The 20,934-nt window shown below is 51.7% G+C and carries 25 protein-coding genes; all 25 read right to left on the reverse strand.

What is annotated here, in order from left to right:
* Positions 1–226: 226 nt before the first annotated feature.
* Positions 227–622 carry a hypothetical protein gene (locus tag BQ2657_RS11610; RefSeq protein WP_143224886.1) on the reverse strand — a complete coding sequence of 132 codons (396 nt, stop codon included), beginning with the start codon at positions 620–622 and terminating at the stop codon, positions 227–229.
* Complete coding sequence (locus tag BQ2657_RS11615) at positions 623–1,030, reverse strand: hypothetical protein (RefSeq protein ID WP_075580755.1); 408 nt, start codon at positions 1,028–1,030, stop codon at positions 623–625. It lies immediately after the preceding gene.
* On the reverse strand, positions 966–1,331 hold the full coding sequence (locus tag BQ2657_RS12920; RefSeq protein ID WP_143224887.1) for a hypothetical protein: 366 nt from the start codon (positions 1,329–1,331) through the stop codon (positions 966–968). The genes BQ2657_RS11615 and BQ2657_RS12920 overlap by 65 nt, the downstream gene beginning before the upstream one ends.
* Positions 1,328–1,621 carry a hypothetical protein gene (locus BQ2657_RS11620; protein ID WP_075580756.1) on the reverse strand — a complete coding sequence of 98 codons (294 nt, stop codon included), beginning with the start codon at positions 1,619–1,621 and terminating at the stop codon, positions 1,328–1,330. The genes BQ2657_RS12920 and BQ2657_RS11620 overlap by 4 nt, the downstream gene beginning before the upstream one ends.
* Before the next feature lie 71 nt (positions 1,622–1,692).
* Entirely contained in the window at positions 1,693–1,968 is a 276-nt protein-coding gene (locus BQ2657_RS11625; protein WP_075580757.1) for a hypothetical protein, read from the reverse strand.
* Between the two features lie 13 nt (positions 1,969–1,981).
* Positions 1,982–3,391: a hypothetical protein gene (locus tag BQ2657_RS11630; protein ID WP_075580758.1), complete on the reverse strand. Its 1,410-nt coding sequence runs from the start codon at positions 3,389–3,391 to the stop codon at positions 1,982–1,984.
* A gap of 12 nt (positions 3,392–3,403) precedes the next feature.
* Positions 3,404–4,066, reverse strand: coding sequence for a hypothetical protein (locus tag BQ2657_RS11635; RefSeq protein WP_075580759.1), 663 nt, complete (start codon positions 4,064–4,066; stop codon positions 3,404–3,406).
* Entirely contained in the window at positions 4,067–4,579 is a 513-nt protein-coding gene (locus BQ2657_RS11640; protein ID WP_075580760.1) for a hypothetical protein, read from the reverse strand.
* Positions 4,579–7,929: a phage tail protein gene (locus tag BQ2657_RS11645; RefSeq protein WP_075580761.1), complete on the reverse strand. Its 3,351-nt coding sequence runs from the start codon at positions 7,927–7,929 to the stop codon at positions 4,579–4,581. The genes BQ2657_RS11640 and BQ2657_RS11645 overlap by 1 nt, the downstream gene beginning before the upstream one ends.
* Positions 7,916–8,392, reverse strand: a complete 477-nt coding sequence (locus BQ2657_RS11650) for an NlpC/P60 family protein (RefSeq protein WP_075580762.1) — start codon at positions 8,390–8,392, stop codon at positions 7,916–7,918. The genes BQ2657_RS11645 and BQ2657_RS11650 overlap by 14 nt, the downstream gene beginning before the upstream one ends.
* Entirely contained in the window at positions 8,389–8,970 is a 582-nt protein-coding gene (locus tag BQ2657_RS11655) for a baseplate hub domain-containing protein (protein ID WP_075580763.1), read from the reverse strand. The genes BQ2657_RS11650 and BQ2657_RS11655 overlap by 4 nt, the downstream gene beginning before the upstream one ends.
* The gene (locus tag BQ2657_RS11660; protein WP_075580764.1) at positions 8,967–9,536 is read right to left on the reverse strand and encodes a DUF2460 domain-containing protein; all 570 of its coding nucleotides are present in this window, start codon (positions 9,534–9,536) and stop codon (positions 8,967–8,969) included. Before BQ2657_RS11660 ends, BQ2657_RS11655 begins: the two co-directional genes overlap by 4 nt.
* Positions 9,536–12,262 carry a hypothetical protein gene (locus tag BQ2657_RS11665; protein WP_075580765.1) on the reverse strand — a complete coding sequence of 909 codons (2,727 nt, stop codon included), beginning with the start codon at positions 12,260–12,262 and terminating at the stop codon, positions 9,536–9,538. Before BQ2657_RS11665 ends, BQ2657_RS11660 begins: the two co-directional genes overlap by 1 nt.
* An 11-nt stretch (positions 12,263–12,273) precedes the next feature.
* Positions 12,274–12,687, reverse strand: coding sequence for a hypothetical protein (locus tag BQ2657_RS11670; protein WP_075580766.1), 414 nt, complete (start codon positions 12,685–12,687; stop codon positions 12,274–12,276).
* Between the two features lie 52 nt (positions 12,688–12,739).
* A complete protein-coding gene (locus BQ2657_RS11675) occupies positions 12,740–13,240 on the reverse strand; it encodes a phage tail tube protein (protein WP_075580767.1) in 501 nt (166 codons plus the stop codon).
* Between the two features lie 4 nt (positions 13,241–13,244).
* A complete protein-coding gene (locus BQ2657_RS11680; protein ID WP_075580768.1) occupies positions 13,245–13,706 on the reverse strand; it encodes a hypothetical protein in 462 nt (153 codons plus the stop codon).
* On the reverse strand, positions 13,703–14,065 hold the full coding sequence (locus BQ2657_RS11685) for a phage head completion protein (protein WP_075580769.1): 363 nt from the start codon (positions 14,063–14,065) through the stop codon (positions 13,703–13,705). Before BQ2657_RS11685 ends, BQ2657_RS11680 begins: the two co-directional genes overlap by 4 nt.
* A 1-nt stretch (position 14,066) precedes the next feature.
* Positions 14,067–15,197 carry a phage major capsid protein gene (locus tag BQ2657_RS11690; RefSeq protein ID WP_075580770.1) on the reverse strand — a complete coding sequence of 377 codons (1,131 nt, stop codon included), beginning with the start codon at positions 15,195–15,197 and terminating at the stop codon, positions 14,067–14,069.
* Between the two features lie 306 nt (positions 15,198–15,503).
* A complete protein-coding gene (locus tag BQ2657_RS11695) occupies positions 15,504–15,854 on the reverse strand; it encodes a hypothetical protein (protein WP_075580771.1) in 351 nt (116 codons plus the stop codon).
* Positions 15,841–17,073 carry a phage portal protein gene (locus tag BQ2657_RS11700; RefSeq protein WP_075580772.1) on the reverse strand — a complete coding sequence of 411 codons (1,233 nt, stop codon included), beginning with the start codon at positions 17,071–17,073 and terminating at the stop codon, positions 15,841–15,843. Before BQ2657_RS11700 ends, BQ2657_RS11695 begins: the two co-directional genes overlap by 14 nt.
* A complete protein-coding gene (locus BQ2657_RS11705) occupies positions 17,074–17,844 on the reverse strand; it encodes an ATP-dependent Clp protease proteolytic subunit (protein ID WP_075580773.1) in 771 nt (256 codons plus the stop codon).
* 4 nt (positions 17,845–17,848) lie between these two features.
* On the reverse strand, positions 17,849–18,145 hold the full coding sequence (locus BQ2657_RS11710; RefSeq protein ID WP_075580774.1) for a head-tail connector protein: 297 nt from the start codon (positions 18,143–18,145) through the stop codon (positions 17,849–17,851).
* Positions 18,146–19,993 carry a terminase TerL endonuclease subunit gene (locus BQ2657_RS11715; RefSeq protein ID WP_075580775.1) on the reverse strand — a complete coding sequence of 616 codons (1,848 nt, stop codon included), beginning with the start codon at positions 19,991–19,993 and terminating at the stop codon, positions 18,146–18,148.
* Positions 19,994–19,995: 2 nt separating this feature from the next.
* Complete coding sequence (locus BQ2657_RS11720) at positions 19,996–20,316, reverse strand: hypothetical protein (protein WP_232709085.1); 321 nt, start codon at positions 20,314–20,316, stop codon at positions 19,996–19,998.
* Positions 20,317–20,395: 79 nt separating this feature from the next.
* Entirely contained in the window at positions 20,396–20,740 is a 345-nt protein-coding gene (locus BQ2657_RS11725; RefSeq protein WP_075580777.1) for a hypothetical protein, read from the reverse strand.
* Between the last annotated feature and the right edge of the window lie 194 nt (positions 20,741–20,934).

Genomic DNA, 20,934 nt, shown 5'->3' on the forward strand with positions numbered 1-20,934 from the left:
TTTTAAACGCTTTTTGGCGCGTTTCCCGTTTCCTGCGATAAATCATAAGCGGACAAAAATAAAAATGCTGTAAAACGATTTAAACGCACGATTTTTTCGTGGCAAACAAAAAAACGCCCGCATAAAGCGGGCGTAATACTTTGCAACGATTTATTTTTTAATTGCAACGCAAGCAAGCAGGGCGGCGGCGGCTTCCCAGGCGTTCCGTTGTCGTTTCAGCCGGAGCCTAGTTCGCTTTTCCTCTTGCGCGAATTTCCGCAATGATTCGTTGGTTCTCTTGATTAAGCTCTGTTGCTCTGCCGATTGCGCTGTTAATCTGTCTATTTGACTTTTCAATTTCTGTGACAGTTCCTGTGCTTGCGTTAACTGTTCCTGCAAGGTCGTTAACTGTACTCCCTGCCCGTTGCAGGTCCTCTGTAATTCCTCGTTGATTCTCGCTAATTCTCTGGAGTTCCTTTCCAGCGTCGTTAACTCCTGCTCGCTCAATGTATACATCTTCTCTGGCCCGGTACTGGTATCCAATGATTGCGCCGCATAACAGGGCAACGCAAACAGCAGCAATGACAGGCAACAGGCCGCGAATACGGTTTTTAATTTCTGCAATTCTATCAACCCCTTTCATTTATTCATCCCTCACTGTCAACATGACGTCGTTCCCGGCGTCGATAATCATACGGGACAGCTCCACCCCGTCGGCGTTCTGCATCCGCAAACAACCGTAGGTCGGCTCCCATCCTTGATAATCCGCGTACGGGTCCTCCAGGTCGCTGCCGCCCCCGTGAATGTCCCGCCCCCGCGGGTCACCGGACGTGATATAAAAATTCCCGTAGGCGGGGCCGTAGCACCCGTCCGTGATTTCCGCGCTTGCGTGGGTATAGTCGCCGTTGGGCAAGCTGCCCCGCGGGTCGCCCTCTTCGTTGTATCCCGGGAAAAAGTCAGAACGGCACTCCCATTGCCCGATTACGTTATAATTTTCGTCCATTGCAAAAATTTCCTGCTTGTTCCTCTGGAACTGGATTTCTTTCAGCATTGTTTTCTCCTTCCAGTTTGTCCGGGATTTTATCGTGGTTGCGATTGACAAGATACCCGGCAATTAAAATTGCCCCGGAAATCACCGCCGGGGCAAAACTGGTATTGACGTTTTTTCGCAATTCGTCCAGCATACGGAAATACCAATCTGAATTTAAGCGGTACACCCACCCCGTTGTCCATGCCATAGGCATAAGACAAAGTTCGAAAAGCAGGGCGGCCGCTATAATCATGATAAAGCCCATGGGGGACAATACCGCGGATTTCCAGCGGTTAAGTTGGCGCAACAGGCGTTTAATCATTTTATCGCTTCTTTCATCCGCAATACCGCATCGTGTTTTGCGTCCATCACCCCGTTATCCGCCAATTTTTCGTAGACGGAAAACATTTCTTCAAAATTCTGTTTTTCGTCCGCTGTGGGCGGCTGTTTTTGAAATTGGACGTACATATCGTTAAGGCAACCACGAAGGATTAACTGCATACCCTTACGCATGGCTTTCAGCCCGGAAAAATACGCATAAGCGTAGCCGGACACGGCCCCGATGAAAAGGCCGATGATTACGTTAAAAACGTTGATAAGAATGTCGGTCATTAATGCACCTCACGCAAATTTTATGGTAAATTTAGCCGCAACGCCGCAACTGGCGTTGTTCGTTTGATTGCTCAAATTTGCCGGACGGTAAAAGTCGTGAAAGCTGTCGTTATGGTCGAAACGTCATTCCCTACAGGTTTAGATAATGGGATGAGAAAATTTACATAAGCCCCACCACCGGTAATAAACCCTACCGTTCTGATTTCACGGGAAATCACATCCCCGGCGTGATATTCCATGTTTGTTTTTAAAGCGGATAAATTCGTGGTTAAATCCTCAATCAGTTTATACGCTTCGGGTAAGGACAGTACCTTGCCCGTCATGCTTCCATCCGTCAATGTTGCCATAAAATCAGCTCCTTTATGCATAAGCAATATAAGCACGGACAGTGTAGGTTAACGGGGTAACGGTATCGCTGTTGCCGTAGATGGCATTGGACGCACTGGCATTAATTTTAATTTCCGCCAGTTTTCCACCAAACGAATCAGTACGAATGTCAACACTGTCTGGGTCGCCGTATTCATTATTCCCGGCGTTGTTTGTACCACCATATTGAAAAGCCCCTGTGAAGGTTTTCTCACCCCTATCAATAAGGAATCCGCCGTCAAACTTCCCTGTAATATTCGGCAACCCGGCCGCCACCATGGTTCCCGGTGTCGTGTCCGCTCTCAGATACCTGCCGTTTAAATCGGGTAGCGTAGTCGTCCCCAGATAATCCACCAACCGTTTGTACGTTGTTCCGTCAATCGTCTGCCCGTCCAACGGCAACAGATACTCATGTTCCCCCGTCTTTGTCAGCGGCTTGTAGACAATATCCCCCACACTGTGCTTGCTCAGTGTATCGTTAATATAAAATGTTACAGTTCCGTCAGTTATTACCCCCCCCAGGCTGGATTTTATGCTACTCCAATCGGGTTCAGCTGTACCCGTTGTACCTGCCGTTGTTACAACGATTACGCATCCCGGGGGAAGGTTCGGGGATTCCAGAACGTCCCCCACGCTGTACGCCGTGGAACGCTTGATGTAGCTGTGGGCGGTGCTGATAGAATTGTCAACGTAGTTTTTATTGACCAGTTCCGTACCGTCACTGGGCGTTTTTTCGTACAGAATCGGCCCCGTGATGGTGTCGCCGGCTTTAGCAACCTTCGCCGCAATCTCGTTTGTTACCGTGGTGGAAAAATTCGCATCGTTCCCCAACGCCGTGGCCAGTTCTTTCAGCGTGTTCAAAGCATCCGGGGCGGAATCCACCAAATTAGCTACCGCGGTCTTGACAAACGCCGTGGTGGCAATCGTGGCGCTGTTGTTGTCGGCGTTCGCCGTGGGGGCCGTGGCTGTTCCGCTGACGGACAGGGAAGCCGTGGTGACAGATTGAGCAAGGGCCGTCTTTGTAACATACGTATCTATAATTTTGTTCCCTGCCCCGTCTGCCGTGGCTTTCGCCGCCGTACCTGCAAGGTCGCCCGTTACATTCCCGGTGACGTTGCCCGTTAAATTCCCGGTCAGCGCCCCTGTGATGGTGTCGGCATTTACCGTGGTGGCGGTGATGTCCGTAATCGTTGCCGTTTTACCCGTGATGGTGTCGGCGTTTACCGTGCTGCCGTCGCCGCCTGTAATATTGTCGTGCAGGTACAGCAGGTTATTATTGATGTAGTCCAACACCCCGTCATTCGTGGCGTTAACCAGGGCCGTTTCCTTACCGTACGTCCCGGCGCTGATGATGTTGTTGTTTTCGTCCCGGATTTCCGGGGCCTGAAATGTTTGACGCTTCATTTACTCACTCCTTTAATATCCCGTAACGTCTATAACCATACAGGCGGCCGGACGCGGTAACCCGTCCCAATAGCTCCCACCAATAGGCGCACCCCTGTAAACGTAATTTTTCAACTTCGTGTATCCGTTTTCTGGCACAACAGCGGAAATACCGTAAATAATCCAACCGCCTTGCGTATTGTTCCCCGGTATAATGCCAGTTTCCCAGTTCACCGAACACGTTACAATGGCAAGTTCCCGGTCTGTCGGCAACTTATAGCCGCCGCTTCCAAAATTTAAAATCCTTAAACGTTTCCACGTGGAATCGTATATGCATTTTCCAGCGGAATTAAAAACCTGTAACCCTGTTCCGTGGGCCGCCGCTGTCTGTGGCTCATTCTTGAACGTGTACGTTTTGTACAGGTTTGAAGAACTGCACCCCACGGCCACGATCTTTTCATTGTTTGACAGCATAATTTCATAAGGCAAACGGCGTTGCTCGCTCGTTTCCGTTCCGTCAATTCTCAATGGGTTTCTGGCAATGGTTCCTTCGTATTTTGTCGCCCTGTAGCCTGTCGTACTGTCAAGATATGCAGGCTCCGCCGTTCCCGTTTCTGTAAGGTAAAAATTTTGGTAATTTTCGTCCAGCACTAAAGCCTTATTAGTATTGTATACGGTTATTCCGCTGGTACTCATTTAGTACACCCCCACTACCAACTTTACCCCGCTGTCAATGGCGTGGCTCTGTGTGTTTCCACTGGAATCAACATAGGATGACGCGCTCCACGTAACTTTTCCGCTTGACGTCGTAATACTGCTAGGTAAATAAATGTTTTGGCTACTGGTGGGCAACAGCAAGGCCCACCAGATACTCGCATTTTTTAACATATCACTGCTATAACTGCCGCCATTCCCGGAAATGTCCAATGTTGCAACGACTTTTGCCAGATTGTCCGTAATATCCAGGTCAACGTTTCCGCTGGAATCGAATACCTGCAACCCCTGCGCCACTTTTAACGTCCCCTCCTTCTTCTGCCCGTCAACGTAATACGTTACGGCAACGGGTTCCGGCGTTTTCCCGGTGATTTTCACGGGTTCTGTCGTCGTTACTGTCGTCGTTTCCGTGGTCGTCGTGCTTTTCTTCTTCTTCTTCTTCGTTGCCGCCAACACCACGGCAACGATTACAGCCGCGATTAAAGCCCAGTACATTACCACACCCCCATGCGCACTCTAAGCACGTTGTTACCGTCGTACACTAAAATCAAGTTATCTTTGATTTCTGTCCGCGCCCCCGTGGTCGCCGTCCGTAACGTGCCGATGGTCGCCGTTATTGCACTCAAGCTGTCAACCGCCATTTTGTCTGCCGTCACGGCCCCGGCCTGAATCATGTCTTTAACTACAACGTTTTTGTCGAACAGGGTATCCCCGGTTACGTGCAGGAGTTTCCCGTCAATCTGCACCCCTTCCTTGCTCAGATTAATCTGGGAAATAATTTCCCCAGATTTAACCCGGAGTGCTATGTCGTCGTTTAACTGCGCGATGGCGCTATAGTTTTCTTTCGCTTTCGCGCTGTCGCCCAGGTTCGTAACAATCGACGTGATACTATCCGCGTTCTGCGTTATCTGGCTGGCAAGCTGTTTTTTATCGTCGGCAACGGTTGCCTGTAGGCTGTCCGTGGTTTTCTTGATTTCTGCAACTTTGCCGGATACCCCTTGCGCTTCTTTTACGGCGTCTTTTATAGTGCTGTCGACTTTGGCCAGGCTGATGGCTTCATCTTTAATATTATCAGCGTCAATGATAATTTTGACTGTCGTCCGGGTTTCGGCGGATTTTTCGCCCTCCCCGAACATATCATAGAACGCCACCCGTACGTCATATACGCCTGGTTCACAGTTATAGCTCAGTACGGAGTTTTCCGTCTTGATGGCGTCCCCGTCGTTGACGTATACCACCATACCGATGGCGTCGGACGGGATACCCTCAGCCGCGGAAACAGCGAACCCGGTCATTGTGTTTTTTACCGTGGGGGCGTCGGGCGTCGCCGGTGCGGCCTTGCTGTAGCTCAGCACCGCCGGGGCGCTGTATTTTCCCAGGGCGTTCCGGGCGAACAGGTACAGTTTCCCCGTCCGTCCCGTCAGCGCTACCGTTGCCTTCGTCCCGGTCGTCCGGGCAAGCAGGCCCGCCGTTTCGGCGCCCGGCACATTGTCCCGGCGGATTTCGTAATACATGACGTCCGTATTGGTGACTTCCGCCCATTCCGCCGTTGCCGTCTTGCCGAACGCAACGGTAAACCCGTCCGGCGTGTTGGGCAACACGGTTTTGATGGCAACAGTGATTTTTACCACGGGCGCCAAGTCGGGGTCGGTGCTGGCCGCCCATTTATCGACGGTGGTAACGGCAATTTCGTAGGTATCGCCGACAACGGCCTGGGGGATGACAACTTCATCCTTGCCCTGTCCGCCGAAAATCCACTTGCCATAAAAGCCCAGTTCACTGACTGGCACACCTTCCACCGCGGCCAGGTCTTGTGCTTGCCCGGCGTTTGTTTTATACCAAACCTGCCCGGCGGCGTACGTGTCCAGGTCGGGGGCGTCCCACTGCACAACAATGTCGTAGCGGCTCACCCCGTCCGCCAGGTGGCGGTAACGGTTATAGGCCCTTACGTTCTTAACCGGCGGAATGTAGTATTTTTTTATGGTGTATTCGTAGGCTTTAACGGCTGACAGGTCTTGCACCCCGGCGCCAAAAACGTTAAAAGACACAAATTTTAAATATACCTTTTTGCCCACGTCCTCACTTAAAAACGGGATACGGAGCAGGCTTGCGTCTAAACGCGCAAATTGCGCTCCGGCGTCATGGGCCGCGGCTGTCGTTGTATGCTGCCCACGGATACAGCCGTCAAGCTGCCAGTGCCCGTTGTCTAGCAACGTGGCGCCCTGATAGCTCAGGCACTCGCCGTCAATCCAGCACAACGTGTTTCCGCGTTCGGCGTCCTGCTGGCTGCCGCTTAAAAACGTTCCATTACAGGCAACCTCTATGCTGGTATCCGTGGCTTTGATAGTTTTGGCCAGTGTCCCTACCCGGGCGCTGCTGGCAATGGTCCCGGCCGCCCGGTAGTTGGTCCCGTCGTCGGCAACGTAGACCTCGCACCCGCCCCACAGGTCGCCCTTGCCTTTGGCGCCTATCCATACTTCCAGGCCGCTTGTGGTCAGTTCCGCGGGCGGCTGCATGATAAGAGGCGTGTCCGTGTCCGGTGCGTCCGCGTTGTAATCAATGTATGGTCTATCGTTTTCGTGTACGTCATAAGCCGGTTTCGTCGCTTTCATCGGCGGGCGGCTGATGGCAGTAAACGTCAGGGTTCCCTCCGTGTTTTCCGTCACGCTGTCAATCATAACGGGCGTCTTATCCAGTCCCAGGGCGCTGTCCGTCAATGTTACCAGGTCGCCCACTTCCAGGCGACAAAACGCCCAGCCCAATTTAAACGTAAATTTGTTACGCCCGTACAGGGCGTCTCTTGCCAGCTGCTCAGCTACTTTAACGGCCCGCTCCTTTGTGTAAAACCAGTGTGCTGTTGTGCTGCTGGCCTGCCGGAGGCCGTATTCGGCTATATCGTCTTTCAGTTCGTAGGCAACGGTTTCCGTCTCGTAGCTGTTTTTTCGACTAATAAATTCTACTGGAAAACGGTTATAGATTTCTGAACTGTCCTTGCGCTGGCACGTCACCAGGGCGCCGTCGGACTCTAAAAAATCATCCGCGGTTAAATCGTATTGGATGGCGGTGTCCGGCGTCCAGCTGCCCACCGGCCGGTCAGCTTTGCATACAATTTTAAATTTATTGTTAGACCAAAACATGTACGCGTTGGTCAACGTCATTAGCTCGTTAATAATGTCGTGGGCCGCCTTTGCCTCGGTGGTGTCCGTGGGGCTGGAAATGAGCAAATCAGCTTCCCGGCAATACTTGCGGTAGTTATCCAGGCCAATGATTTCAACGCCAGACAGCCCTACTTTGTCCAGGATGTCCCGGATTACATCCGCGGGGTTTGCGTCCGTCCCGTCGCCGGTGTTGGTCAGCATCCCGCGGACCTCAAAGTTATAATCAGGCATGGAGCCACTATCGCCCAGGTCGATAACCCCGGCCATATATGCCAAGTTGTTATACGTCAGGGCCTTGTCCGGGTGCTTGCCCTGCACGTACGCCCACGGCGCGGTCTGACTCCCGTCGTACAATGTCATACCGATTTGGTCGGAGGGATACTGATATACGTCTTTTCCTAGCCACACCTTGCCGATACTATGGATAGGCCCCTCACACAACCCCAGGATGACGGCAACGGTGTACGTATACGTAATGGATACAGATTTACTTTTGCCGCCCTTGCCGGTCCGCTGCGTCTCTTTATGCTCATGGGCGGTAAAATCATCATAATAAATTACGTTGCCAGCCAGGCGGCTGGTGCCGTATACTACGGGGACAGCGCCACCGTAGCTAGCTGTGGCAACGGTAAAATCACTGATTTTATTGGCCCGCGTCGTTACGGTCCGGCCTCTAAATAGCCCCATGCGCTCTCACCTCGTCTCGCTTTTTGGTACTAAACCGATAAATCCCCCGGAGGCGGCTGTTGCCGTGGGCGTCTAAAAAATCAACGTCATTTACGGAGGACAGGATAACGCCTTGCTCCACCCGGGCATGGCAGACAACGCCATTGCCCATATAAACGCCGCCGTGACTGACGCAACGTCCGTACTGATACAGTAAAAAGTCGCCCCGCTCCATATCATCCACCTTGTCGCAATATCGCTCCACGATGGATTTAAACCACTCATCCCCATGAGACAGGTGCCACATGTTTGAGTAATGTTTTACTTTGATTTCACCGCGCTTAACCAGTCCGGCGTCCTCCAGGCTACAAATTAACAGCATCCCGCAATCCACGCCGTGACCTTTAGCCTTTCCCTCGTTTACGTGTGGGGTGCCCAACCAGGTTAAAGCAGCGGCGGCGATCTGGTCGCCTTGATTGCTCATAACAGCACCTCCTTGCGTGGGATATACGGCGCAATCACCGCGCTGCTATCTGTTTTGGACGCCGTGATCACGCCGCCGGACCCGGTGGAAAAACTCCCCTGGGGATAATATTTCCGTATGGGGAAATTCATGTTCAGCCCGCTTGTTTCCGCCTTGATGGATAGCTGCAGCTGCAACCCGCCCGCGTTCTTGATTTCGATTTTTCCCGCGAACAGGTCTACGGTTCCCACCACGGAACCGTCCCGGAAAAAGCAGCGTTTTAAATGCAGCCTTGCCCGGTCCATGGTCCCGTCCAGCGCTGCCTTCATGATGGGCTTGCTTTCGATCATATCGTTTTTTCCGGCGTAAATGGTCACGCTCAACGTGTCAACGGTCAGTGTAGAGTTCAGTTTAATTTGCTGCCGTTTAAAAAGCAGCTTGCCGTGTTGGTAAACCGTTCCGCCGTTGTTGATATCAATGTCGGCATCCGTATAGTAATAATGGTTGCCGTTTGCCAGGATAATATCGTATAAATCGCAACTTTGTATTTGTTTTTGTGTGTTCAGATACGCCGTCAGGCTTGCATCTACCTGTTTCATCTCACCACGTCCATCTTAAAGCTAGAGGAATTGTTAACGTTCTCAAAAACTCTGGTTAACTCTCCCCCATCGTCGGAAAACCGGACTTTGAACCAATACGTATAATCAGCCGTGACCACAGCCCCTGTTGCTGGTGCCGTGGAAAAGCTGATGACGCCGCCGGAAACACTGTAGCCGCTTGCCTGCTTTTTACCGTCCACGTAGACGGTCACGTCCTCGATGTATTCCGCCGGTTCCACGTATCCGTCCAGGCTCCAAACCGCCTGATATTTTCCCGGCACGATGACTGGCAACGCCCGGCCGGTCTCCCGGTTGAGTGTGTGGTCAAGCCATAAAAACGGCTCATATCCTCCCTTGACACTGGCAACAAATGCCATTAGCTTGTCGGCGGTATCATCGTCAAGTAATCCAAACGTTTCCGTAATGGTCCATTGCGGGTAAAGCTGGTTCGTCAACGTCCGGACCATACCGGATCCGGACGTCTGTACCTGTGTATTCCATTTTTGCTTAAATTTACTGTTCCAGGTCAGGTGTTTGATTTCCTGGGGGAATTTTTTTAAAGCCATTACCATACCCCGCTTTCGGCGGCAAAATTACGATTGTTATCAAACAACGCCTGCTTGATGGCATCCAGGCCGCCGCGCTGTAAAAATGCGTTGAATCCGGACGCGTCAACCGCTGACACGTTTAACGTGACGTTTCCGCCGGAAATCGCGGTAACGCCCCCGTTGCTCCCCAGGTCAGGCACGCGTCCGGCGTTGATGGCGTCCAGGTTGTCCCGCCCAATTCGGTTGACTGCTTGAGACGTAATAACGTACTCCCCGTTGCTCAGCATGGCGGGGATGGAATCGCTTGTCCCGGTGCCAGGACCGGCAACGTACCCGCCGGTTGCAAAACCAAACTTGCCCTTTGTGACGCTCCCAAAATCCATACCAAACAGGGTGTGCCCTGCCCACCGGGCGGCCAGCTTCGGGTCGCCTACGATAGAGTAGATAGCGAACAGGCCTAACCATTCCGTCGCGATTTTTAAAGCGTTTTGAAAAATCGTCTTTACGAAATCACCCAGAGCCGCGCCCGCGGATTTTGTCCCGGTCAAAATGCTACTGAAAGCCTCGCCCATGCTCTTGCCAGCTTCTTGCCAATAGCTGACCATGGCGTCTTTCCAGTTTTTCGTGTTCTTGACCTGGTTCGTTTCGGCCTCTCCAGCGTCAACCAATTTTTGCTTGTAATTATCTACAAATTCCTGCAACGTCTCGTTTTTGGCGGCCATTTCGTCCTTGATGGCTTCCGGACTCATGCCCAGGACCTTTGCCAGGCCGTTAATGCCTGCTTCTTGATCTTCTCCCGCCGTTGCCATAGCCTGGTCGATTTCGGCCATTGCGTCTGTCACGGTCGTTTTGATGGCGTCCACATAGGCTTTAATGCTGTTCGGGTCGGCGCCAAACGTGGCCATTAGCTCCTTGCTGTTTGCCTGCTGCTGTTTATAGCGTTCGGCGTATTGCAGTGCTTCGATTTGTGCCATGTAAAGCTCTTTGGCGTTTCGTTCTTGCTCACTAATACGGTCAGCAACAGCCTGTCTGGTTTCGTCATCTTCGATTCCTTCGGCCAGCTTGATTTCCTTTTCGTAACTATCAATAAGATCATCATACTGTTTTTTATATTCGGCCAGTTTGACCTTCCGGTCGGCGTCTGCTTTAGCCTCGCCGGTCAGCATCGTTGCCCGGACCTTCATTTCTTCTATGGCTGCTTTTTCGTTTGCCTGTCTGATAGCGATCCAGTCGGAGTATTTCTTAATAAGCGCTTCAATCTGACGTTGTTCTTCGGTTAGCTTTTCCTTCTTTTCCTTCGGCTCTTTTGTACCTTTCTCTTCTTTAGGTGCACGGATAGCGGTGTGGAAGTGGTTATCGTCCTCGTTATATTCCTTGGGCACGCCCTTTCGCGGCCCAACTAGTTCGTCCCACGCGGTCCCGACGTATTCCTGGACAGCGCCGCCCAGAGTGGACACGATAGATTTTACTTTGTCCCAAATAGCTTGCAGGGGTCGGAGGATGGGTGCCAGATAACCGGCAATTGTGCTCCCGATATTCCGGGCGGCGTCATTTAGCTTGTAAAAAATAATGATTACAGCTTTCACCGCTGTCCTGACGACTTCCAGTCCAGCGTCGATGGCATCCAGCGCCCATTGGGCAATGCTGCCAAACTCACTAAATGCGCTGGTTCCGTCGCTCCACACCAGGTCCAGTAAATCCTGGGTAAAATCTACCAGGGTTTGCACAATCCCGGATTTGTCGAAAGCCTCAAAAATGGCGCCGCCAATGCCCGCACAGATAGTCACCATGTTGCCCTCGACGTCTCCCCATTCGTCAATGATGTTTTGCTTGCTTTCAGCCATGGAACCGTCAAACGTGTGCATGTAGTCCGTTAGGCTTTTTACGGCGTCCTGGGCGTTCAGGGTGCCGTCGTCCATGGCCTGCATGGCTTCCTCGGCGGTCATCCCTACGGATTCAAACGCCTTGTCCATATCCAGCCCGGACTGCTGCAATTCTTTCATCTGCCGGGAGGATACTTCGCCCGTTGCCTGGATTCTGGCCAGAGTCCGGATAAGCGTTTCCGCCCCCGCCTGTCCCTTCCCCAACCCGGCAGCGGTATCGGCGCACAATTTAATCATGTGGGCAGCGTTGTTTGCACTATACCCCAGATTAACCAGGTCCATGCCCCACTGCTTGACAGCGGTTAAATCATAGTTAGTGTCACGCCCCACGCTGTTAAACAGCTTCCCGGCTTCCGCCGCGTCTTCTGCCGCCGGTTTCCAGGCCGCGAACATAGCCGCGGATTTTTCGGCTGCCGCCCCCATGGCGGCTACGTCCTGGACAAATTGTGCGATGGCAGAGGCAACCTTGACGGCCAGGGTTCCGGCAAATGCCCCGGCGGCTACGTCCAAGGACGTAAAAGCCGCGGTATTGACGCCCAGTTTCCCGGCCACGTTGTCCATCAGCTGGCCCAGGGCGCTGTGTTTTTCTTCCACCTTTTTCAGATTGTTTACTGTGTCTTTGATGGCCTTGTTATACTCTGCGTTGACCTGCTTCTGGGCGGTTAACTTTTCTCGCAAGTCCTGCATCGCTTTGGCCTGTTCGGAGGTCGCGTTGGTGCCAGATTGCGTGGCTTTTTCCAGGTCGCGCAGTTCCTTTTGCATGGCGGATGCGGCTTGTGTCCCTTCGGCCAGGGCGCTGTTCAGCCGTCTTAGCCCTTCATCATTGGTAAAGGTTTCAAGATTGATTTTTGCGTCAGCCATTTTCTCACCTCCTACAGGTCAATGTGTTCCTTTAAGTAATTTAAAAGGTAATCCGTAAAATATTGTTCAATCGCTTGCGCGTTCTTTTCAAAATAAGTTCCGTGTGGTGCATATTCAGGGCCTTTCATACCTTGCCGCGGTCCTCGTTTTCTGATGGCCCGGCCGTATGCCCCCGTGTTGTACCAACGGGCAAAATAGTTTGCGTAAACTGTGGCGTTAACCACGCCTACGTTTTCAATCGTAAATTTTCCTTTTTGTATGTATTTTGCGATTTCCATCCCGCCGAACCCGGTCTGTGGATGGGTACGCCGGATATAGTCGCAGGTCGCATTTTGCGCTTCCCGGGCGGCTTTAACGACGTCCGCGGTAAACCCTGCATCGGTATATTTTTGTATCCTTGCCTGCAGCTCTGCAATGGTTTCCACGTTATCACCTCAAATAATAATAAAGAAGGGCCGCGGTGGCGGCCCTGTTCAGTTATGCCCCGATGGTAAACCCGGTTTTCGTCTCCGGCTTTCCGGTCCCGGTCGCCTTCATGCTATATTCCACCAGGTCCTCCGCCGCACTGGTTTCTTCAAAGCTCGTAACGACGGCGGTAAACTGCATGTAATCCTTGCTATCTACGTCCACGTAGGCAAACTGCAACGCGTTTTTGTCGGTGCATTTGTCGTCGTAAACAAAGGATTTCAGCACGTTTTGCCCCACATCGCCCGCGATTGCCACCAACTTAGAAGAGATTTCAAAACTTTTTCCAGTCGGAGCAGCAATGGACCAGCCTCCGCTGTCTTTCGTTGTCTTACTCTGGGTGTTTACCGTCGGGCTCATAGTAAAATCCTCAGCCCCGCCGATAAGAGTCCATTTCGGGGCCTCAGCCGTGGCCCCGGTACCATAGTTTACGTATAACAGGCGCTTTTTTCCGGAAATTCCGGTCGCGCCGTCAAATTGCGGCAAATTTTCCGCGGTAATGGTTACGCTCATTAAATTACTCCTCCTTAAATTGTCCTACACGAATTTTTAAATTAATGCTTCCGTTCTGCCACTCTCCGGCGTCGCCTACAATCGGCAAACTGATAGATACGGCGCCGATGGTCAGGTCTACCAGGGTAAAACCGTCAGCATTTAAGCTGGTATTTAACGCCGCTCGTCCGTCCGGGCTTGCCAGGCGGCAAAACACAGCCTCCAACTTTTGGGCAACGTCTTTGCGGCCGCGGTAGTTGCTGTAAATTTGTAGGTTTATGGTCATGGTCCACACGGGGCCTGTTTTGGTGTCCCGCGCGTCCATGTCAGCCGCGCCTAAAATCCCATAAGCAAATTCTGCCTGACTCCGAAAATAGTCCTCGATTTCGGTAATTGGCACCGCGCTGTCGAACCATTCCAGCCCTTGCCCGTTTAACGTGGCATATAGGGCTTTACTGATGGCGGTAAAAGGCAATTTGTACGTCATAATTTGCCGCCTCCCGTAATGGCCGTTGCTGTAATCTGCACATAAGCCGGGCGGCTTTCATCAATCAGTAATACGTCGTTGATTTTATACGCTTTTCCGCCCCATTCCAGGCGCCAGGTGCTGTCCAGGTCAGGGCACGTCTTGCGGGTGTCCCTCACCAGGAAATAACGGGTATCAACGGTCGCATAGTCTCCGATAATCTGCTGTTTGCTTTGGCTTTTGACGGTCACAAGCGCCCGCACTTTTAAAAATTCCGTGTAGGTCGTTGCACTGACGCCGCCCAGGGCGTCCCGTTTAGGGGCGCTGGGCTTCATCAGTTTTATAGTCTCTGTAAATCGTCCCGGATTCCGCCGGAACATATCATGCTCCGGCCTTGCTCAGGACGGTAAAGCACTTGCCGTAGGTGTTCAGGTCGGTAAATCTGGCCACGGCCCGCACAATAGTGCTGTTGGTCCGGAACCCGGCTTCCGTGCTAGACTGTACTTCCAGGGCGGGGAACGCGATGTGATAAAGTGCTCTGTAATCGCCCACAACGGCGGTATTGTCAGCCAGGGCGGCGCCTTCTACTACGTGGATGGGGCGGCTTTCAATCTGCCGGACGGTTTCGTTGTTGGCGTCTCTTGCCAGCAGGTAGCGGCCCTGGGTATCTTTGGCGAGGGCCATTGCGGCGAAAGTGTTCTGGTTGACCACCACGGACGCATTGGCCCCGGCGTCCAGCGGGCAGGTAATGATGGCCTTTTTAATGGCGTCGATGGCGGCGACGGTGCCAAAATCGGCAACGGTGTTTTTCTTGACGTCAGTCGGCGCCACCGCTTTAGCCAAAATGTCCTTGTTAACATCGTTGATGTAAATCCGGTTAAACAGGGTAGCAATCAGTGCCACAACATCGGTGGCGCTGTCCCGAATCAGCTCATTAGACACGGGAATAAGCGCGCCCTTGCTAGCCAGGGTAAATGCCAGCTGGGTAAATGCGGCTTTGCCTTCTTTAATGCTGTTGTTTTCGTCAAACGCTTCCAGGGTCACGCCTGCCTGGTTAGCATAATCGATAACGGGGATTTTGCCGGAACGGGTTCCAACGGTCACGCCGGTTACGATGCTTCTCAGGTCTACGCCCTGCCGGTCATTTTCCACGATAGGAAGCAGGATTTCAGGAATCAGGAACCCGCCGTCAGCAGATACGGCGCCGTTCTGCCCGGTGGCCGTTGCCTGAAACGCTGCTTTCATGGTTGCGTCCAGCTGGTTCATTTTTTCGCGATCACCGCGCAGGAAATCCTTCAGGGCGGCGTTAATCATACCTCTAGTTACTTTTTCCATGTTCGTCTTCTTTCCTTTCTCCGCGGCTTCCGCGGTAACGGCGTTTTTATATTCGTCCAGGGCGGCCTGCAGGCGCTGCTGTTCCTCAGCGCTCACCGGTTCCTGGTTTTCAATCTGCTTTTTCAGGCTGGCCTGGATGGCGGCCAGCTCCCTTTTTAATTCCAGGGAGTGCAACATTCAAGATTTTCCTCCATTTCTCGGCCAGGGCGGGGTCCATCTTCCCCGGCGCTTTATTTTTCCGCCGGTAGGCGGTCAGTTGCTCATAGGTGGGGGCGTGTTTGCCCAGCATTGACTGATACACAGGCAGGGATACGCGCCTGATAAGTATATCTTCTTCCCGATCTACCCTCCGCATGTATCCTTCAAAAAGGGCATCCAGCTCTCCAACTGTCAGCCGCTCGAATTCCCACGGCTTTAGGTTCAGTTCCCCATAAGCAATTTTTTCTAGTTCCGTTGCTAAATCGGCAACGGATTCATAGGATTTTATTTTTTGGTCCCCGGCACCACGTTTTTTGGCACTTTTCCAAACGTCCCGGATTTCATCAGGGCGGGAACCAAAACCTTCATGTACAGGTCTTGGGCGCTCATTTCGGCCAGGGCGGCGCCCCAGATTTCGTCAAACGTTTCCGCCGGTGTGTTTTCTGGCATACCGCCGCCGATAAGGCCCCATTTCAGCATTACATAAAAATTCGTCAGGCTGGCCGTAGCCACGGCCTTAAAAAGGCTGTTGCCCGGCAGTTCCTGTTCTGCCCCCATGACGGCTTTCAGCGGATAGGATACGCTGTATTCTTTACCTCCCGCTTTAAATTTTACGGTCTTATCAATCGTTGCCATTTTCTCCTCCTTCATTTCCTTGTTCATTCCCCGGGCTGTCTCCCAGGGCGCCGGTCCCGCCCCGTTGTGTCAACATATCAGCCTCGGGGCTGTCCAATCGCGGATATTTCAGGCTGGCCCGGGCTTCGTTAGGTGTTAAAATCCCGGCACCGGTATAGCTGCACAGGACGGACGCCTTGCTTTGGGCATCCAGTGTGTCAAACACATCATTTACAGTGCCAAAACGCAACCCGGCGTTTCGCTGCCTCTCAGACAGCAGCTTGACGGATAATTCAGCGGCGTATTGCTCCAAAATCGGGGCAATGGTCTGGGAAAAGAACTGCATCATCTGGGACGCGGAAAACGTCGCCGCGCCGGTTCCGCCCATACGGTTTAACATGGCCAGCGGAATCCCGAATAGCGCAGAAATGTCTTCCGCTTTGGACTCTTTAACGATCTGGTAATAATTTCCGACGTCGTTTGTGATGTTGCTTGCTTCCATCCCGGCGGGTAACGGCAAAATGGTTGCGTTACTGTTAGACAGCAGCTCTTTTATTTGTGCTTGCAGCTCTTTCTGTTTAGTCTTACTCAAGTCGGACGTATACGTCAAAACGATGGTTCCGGAAAAGCCGTTGGAAATGGTGCTCCGGATGGCGCCTTCCACTTCCGCGTTTGCCGCTAAGGTATCGCGCAATACAGCCCCAGCCGGGCGGCCTAAAATTCCGTTGGTGGAAAATGCCCGGAAATGTAAAATTTCTTCCGGCAAAATCGTAAACGTTTGGCCGTTCCGGGGGTCCGTATAGCGGTATACCAGCTTTCGTTGCCCATCCAGGATATTGGCATCATCCCACACTACCTGCATACTTCCGGCGTCCAGGGGCACCAGGGCAGTCAGGGCCGTTGTACGGTCGCAGTTGATATACGCAAAAGCGTTGCCGTATAAAAGCCGCTGTTTCTCCATGTATTCCCAAAACGCATACGCGTTAATTCCCGGGTACGGCTGGTAATTCAGCACGTTTGCGCTGCCGGGAACGGCAGCTGGTTCCGCCGTAGAATCCGGGCGGTAAACGGTCCATCGGAACTGTGCCAGGTTTTGAGCCAGAATTTTAACGCATGTTGCAAAAATCACATCTGCGTTTGGGCTGATGTTAAACGTGCGGCCATATCCTACCGGCGCCAGGTTCTGGTACTGTTTCGCCGGGGGATACCCGCGGATATAGGCTTTGATTTTTTCAAACATTTATGCCTCCAGTTCTTTGTCGACGCTGGCAAATAAAGCAGCTAGGGCGGGTGGGACAACGTACGCCTGCGGCTTTTTATCATCCTCTCCGGAATCTGGATCCGGCTTCTTTTCGCCGTCTTCGTTATCATCCTGTTCAGGGTTTTTCGGCTGGCCTTCGTCAAGTTCCGCGGGTTCATCGTCGCCACCCTCTTCCGGTTCGTCGTCCTTGTTTTCTTCCGCATTTGCCCGGGATTTAATTACCAGGTCGTATAAACTCCCGACGGCGGCCAGAGAACCTTCAGGGCGTTCCACCTTTTTCACCACCACGTTATCAAAGTATTCCGCGGCTTCGTCGGCGGTCATCCAAAAATCCCCCGCGTCCATGGCCGCACTTACTTTGTCGATGTCCCGGCAATGGGCAGACAGGATATTTCGCTGGATGGCGTCAATCCGTTTCATGGCTTCCACGGCGTTCTGCAGTTCCTCTTTATTTCCGTCTGCAACGGTCCAGCAGTTATGCAACATCACGACGCTGTTTTCATCCACCACCACTTCGTCGCAAGCCAGGGCGATGATGGCGGCAATGCTGGCAGCCATAACATGGACGTTAGCCGTTGCCTTGTGCTCGTTGTTCTGGATGGCGTTTACAATGGTCAACCCAGAGAATACGTCGCCGCCCGGGCTGTTGATATCCAGGCTGTAATCTTCCGCAGCGCCCTGGATACCGGCCACAAGTTCATCGGTCGCCTCGCAATCATAAACGGCTCCGGTTAAATTAAAATTTTCCATTCCATCATTCCTTTCTGTACAGCTGTAACTGTGTGATCATGGCGCGGGCGCGTGGGTCCATCCCGGCGCTGCCCTCAGCCCATCCGCCTTCCCGGTTGTCGTAGGCGTCGGGGAGCCAAAAATCAAGCACCCAGGCGTCGGCTTTGGCCTTGAAACTTTCGTTGCTATCATAGATTTCCTGAAAATCATCCACGGCGTCCATCAAGTAGCCGTACCCGGTGGAAATTTCACGGTTCAAAATTTTGTCGTCGTCGTCCCCGACAATGTTTAGGTATTCCTTTACTTCTTCCAGCGTGACCATTTATTCACCTCTCACCATTTCCAGCCAATCGTCCACGGCTTCGTTGCCATCAACGTCGCCCCGGTTCCAATCAATGTACGGGGCAATAAACCCCGTCAGCATGGCGTCCACCGGGTCAATCCGCACGTTGCTGTCAGCTCTCAAACTGATTTTTTCCAGACTATAATAACCCGTCGGATTCTTGACCATTACCGCGTTCATCATGGCTTTTTCTAAAATATCTTCGTTTCCGGCACTGTAGATGATTGCTTTATCCTTCCAGAGACCGGACAGGATTTCGATGTACTGGCTCAACGCCTTGGGGCTTTGGTTCTGCAAAATAAACGTGTCGCACATTTCCGCCAGGTGCTCCTGTATACCCGCGATCCCGTAGGGGTCGGCGGCAATGGTCACATAATGCAGGCTATATTTTTCCATGGCCGCCTGGATGTATTCCAGGACCTGCCCGGCGTCGATGTTTTCCCCGCCCCCGCCGGTACATAAAAATAGCTCTTTATCCACATAATCGCGATACGGAAATTTATCCGCGTCCACGTGCATCTGCAATTTGTTTTTTGGCATCCAGGACACAACGTGGCAAAACATCCGCGGGGTTCCTTTAAGGCTCCCGGCTTTTAAAATTTTTCCGTCCTGCTCCTTAACGATAGCCCCAAACCAAACGGAGGTTAAATCCAGAGTGTGGGACAGGTCAATGCCCAGATACCAATCTTTATAGCCCTTGCCCACAACATCAGCAAAACCGACGGGCGCGCCGCAGGCTTTCATCTGCTCAAACGTACACAGCCCGCGATCTTCCGCGGAATACCAAATATTGCATTGCTTTGTTGCAAATGATTGCAGCTCAAACCCTTTAACCTCGTTTGCCGCCCTGGCTTTAGCCGTGTAGGATTTTTTTATATAATCCTTGACGGTGTATCCGTCCTGCTGAAAAAGCAGGACCGGGTTCGCTTTGCCCCATACCTTGATAGATGAAAAATCTTTTTTCGCTATATCCTCTTTATCCGGTTCGCATAAAAACAAGAAATTTTCGTCCGGCAGTGTTCCCTCAAATAAATTTTTCTCTAAGCTCAGCCATTTTTTGTGGTTCGTCCCGCCGATCTCAAACTGCGCGGTGCTCATAGTCACCAGCAATTTATCCTTATAATGCCCTTGCCCGTCCTGGATGGTTTTGGTAATGATTTCATCGCACAACATTTCTTCATCAATGACGGCAACTCGGTTTGTAAATCCATCCAGGGATTTTTTCGCCCCGCTTCCGGTCCGGAACATATCCAGCTTGTTGTTGGTAATCCGACTTTTCGCCCAGCAAGCGGTCCGGTTTACGTTGGTATACGTTTCCGCCAGATACGGGTCGTTGTCGATAAATTTCACAAATTCATCAAAACAGATTTCCGCGTTCTGCCCTTTGCAGCTGGCAAGGATAATATTCTCGTTTCGGTATTTACTCATTGTCATGAGATAATGCAGGACGCCGGATAATAAAAATGATTTCCCGTTACGCCTGGCAACGTAGATATTTGCGGTATTTACTAGATACCCGCCGTCCGGGCGACGTAAACCGAAAATCCCGCACATGATAAATTTCTGCGCTGGATATAGTTCCAGGTGCTTTGCCTTGCCGTCCTGGTCCACATAAATCAGCAGGTTTAAAAATTTAAACATCGTTGCCATTTCATCAGCGGCAAAACGGTATTTTTTGGCAAGGTTTAAAAAGCGGGTAAAGCACAGCAGCTCCGCTCGCCCCAGCAATCCTTTTTTATCGCGCTCAACCAGCGCCCGGTAGTAGTCGCCTACATAGTTTTTGAGTTCCGCGGGGACCTTGGCGGCCCGCAGTTCCTTTTCGTACATTTTCAACCACCACCAAAACGTTTCCTGAATTCCATAATACCTGCCTGGATTCTTTCCAGAGCTGCTTCTTTATCCTTCTTATACATTGCATGGATTTCCGCGTGGCTCTCAATGCTTACCGTAATCAGATTGTCCAGCCGGTAAGCCAGCTCCGGCGCTTCGTCCCGTTCTATGATGTGGTGGACCACCGGCCGCGCGGGGCGGGAATAAACTCCAATCCCCATCATCCATATATCGTAGCCCATGTATTTAATGAGCACATTTTTACGGCACTTTTCCCATTTCCGGCTTCCATACATCTTCCGTGCTTCGTTGTCCTGCATCCGCTTGTTTTGATATTTCCGGGTGCAGGCGGGGCAACGTTTCCCTGCATACAGCTGGTGGCACGTTGGGCAGCGTTTTTTAATCGCTCCCATTTTTTCGGGCGTCCTCCAATAATTCAAAGTATGGGTTTTTGTCGGCTTTTAATTCCTCTTTAATGGAATCAAATTTCAGGGTTTTATATAGTGCAATGGCAATTTTGTTAAATTCTTTATACAGTCCAATCAGCGTTGCCAGCTCTTCCGGCTTCTTGACGCCCAGTCCGTCCTGGATTTCTTTTGATACCTCGTTGCTCATGATCGTAAACCGGCAATACTGCAGTATCAGGTCTTTGTTGACGTCGTTAATGCTGTCACATTTATTTTTTAGACTGTATATAAATTGATAAAGATTATTGATTTCTCTCGTCCTGCTTGCTTTAGCCATTTGCGTTAACCACCTTAAGAAAAAATGGAAACCTACCGCCGAATTGCAAATTCCGTGCCAACTTTTTCAAACCATACCCCCTATTGTGTGAAATCTTTGTGAACAAATTGTGTAATAAAAATACCGTGCCAACTTAATGACACGGTATTTTTACGCTGTCCGTTGCTATCAGAATGGAGAATGCTATGGAAGTC

This window comes from Acidaminococcus massiliensis (genome assembly GCF_900095825.1).
Taxonomy (GTDB): Bacteria; Bacillota; Negativicutes; order Acidaminococcales; family Acidaminococcaceae; genus Acidaminococcus; species Acidaminococcus massiliensis.